1 protein-coding gene is annotated in these 1,913 nt (G+C 65.8%); it reads right to left on the bottom strand.

Annotated elements, in window-relative coordinates; all coding sequences use genetic code 11:
- Nucleotides 1-305 precede the first annotated feature (305 nt).
- On the bottom strand, nucleotides 306-1,913 hold a 1,608-nt coding region (locus KY572_RS46780), incomplete at its 5' end, for a serine/threonine protein kinase (protein ID WP_224250311.1).

The raw sequence follows: 1,913 nt of genomic DNA, 5'->3' as shown, positions 1-1,913 counted from the left end.
TGACGGTGGAGATCTGAGATCTGGAATCCCGGTCGACTGAGGATCAGAAACACGCGCTCCCTGAGGACCATCAACACATGTGGGATCGGCTCCTGGCAGCGCGCGAAAGGGCGCCGCGCAACGGAGGGAAACACTACCTGCCATGTGCAGGGACATGGAACGACGCCCAAGGTTAGACGCGGCGCGATCTCTGGCTACAGCATCAGCGGAACGCCCCGGCAGGCCCACCTCGATGCGGGAGGGAGCCACACCTGGCCGACGCGCGGTGCCTGTCCAATGCGCGCAAGCGCTCCTCCGGGCCCGGCTCACCTCCAACGCTCAACGGCCACCGTCCCGGACACCTTGGAGGCCACAGGGGCGCCGGGCTTCGAGCCCTCTTCCAGTGTCGAGCCCAATTCGCCCTCGTTCGCCAGTTCGAGGCAGATCGGCACGGTGCGCCCGCCTGGAAGGTGGGCACGGACGTATCGTCCATAGATGTGATCTCCCGTCGTCCACAGATGCCCATCTACCCTCATCCCCGCAGGTGCCTTGCCTTCCGCCCTGATCAGGGCACCCGTAACGGGCCCATCCTTCCAAACGGCATCAGGTTGTTCGCGTGCCTCTTCATAGGTCCCCTTGGTCACGTCTAGCAGGATGCCGGGTCCGGGGATTTCGTAGCTCACGTCCCACCCTAGCTCTTTCATCGCCTCCAGGGCTCCTTCGGGACACGGCTCGGGATCCGGGCGTGTCTGCACGCCAGTGCAGCCCGCTTCAAGCCATGCGACGGAGGCCACGAGCGCCGCGCACTTCTTGATGACCGCGCGCCGTGCGCTGACTCTCTGGACTTGCTGCGGGTCGGGTACGCCATTGGTGAGAGTCTGGGAGTTGTCGGGCAGCTTCACGGACGGGCTCGCCTCCTTCTGGGTAGGGAGAGGGGAGGCTAACCGCTCGGGGCGGCTTGTCGGCTTTTCGGCCAGAGTGCTTGAGGCTGGGGGTTGCTCCGCTGGTGTGCTCCTGGCCACGGGGGGCCGCTCGGGTTGCGCTGACGTATGCAGCAGGGATGCGGCCACGACTGCCGCGAAGACAGAGAGCGCCAACGCCCCGAGGAACACCGGACGCAAGCTCGCACGGCGCGGGCTGTGCTGCACAGGAGCCCGCGCAGCAGCAGAAGGCACGGGCGCCGCATCTGCTGGCGCTACCTGCACCGGAGAAGGCACGGGCGCCGCATCCGCTGGCCTCACTTGTACCGGGAGCGGATGGGAAGGGATCGGCGCCTGCGGACCCTCGGGTTGTCGCGCTTCCACTGGCAAGGGCTCCGCTTCCGGGGGCTCTGGCGGTAGCTGCGAGGATGCCGGGTGAATGGGGAGCTCTCGCCAATCGGCCCCCTCGTAGCGCTCCAAGTCTGCCAGGAGGCGCCGCGCATCCTTCGCCGTCGCTGGCCGCACCTCCAGGTCACGATGGATCAGCTGCATCGCGTAGGCGCTCAACTCCCCTGGAACGCGCCCCTTGGTTGCTCGATACGGGGTGGGCGGCACCAGCAACATGCTATTGAGCACGGGCCGCCGCTCGCTGCGTTCCGGTGTCGGGGCCGTCAGCACGTCGTAGAGGTTGGCCCCGAGCGCGAAATTATCGTCCGTCTCCTTGAACGTGTAACGGGCCCCGTGCTTGAGGCGGTTTTCATCCCAGAAGCTTTGAGCCTCGGGGCTGCGGTTGCGCGGCGTTCCTGGGGGTAGCGGCCCGTCGGTCAAATCTTCAGCGGTTGCATAGTCCGCCGCTCCAAAGTCGATGATCACCGGCTCGCCATCCTTGGTGACCATGATGTTTCTCAGGCTCAAATCCCGATGGAGCACCTTTTTCGCGTGCATGTGCTCCAGGGCATCAAACAGCTTGAGGAACAGGACGACGACTTCATGCGGCGTCGGGTGGGTCCGCTC

This window comes from Hyalangium gracile (assembly GCF_020103725.1).
Classification (GTDB): domain Bacteria; phylum Myxococcota; class Myxococcia; order Myxococcales; family Myxococcaceae; genus Hyalangium; species Hyalangium gracile.
The sequence above is the reverse complement of the archived record's forward strand: the minus strand, read 5'-3'. Positions and strand labels throughout refer to the sequence as shown.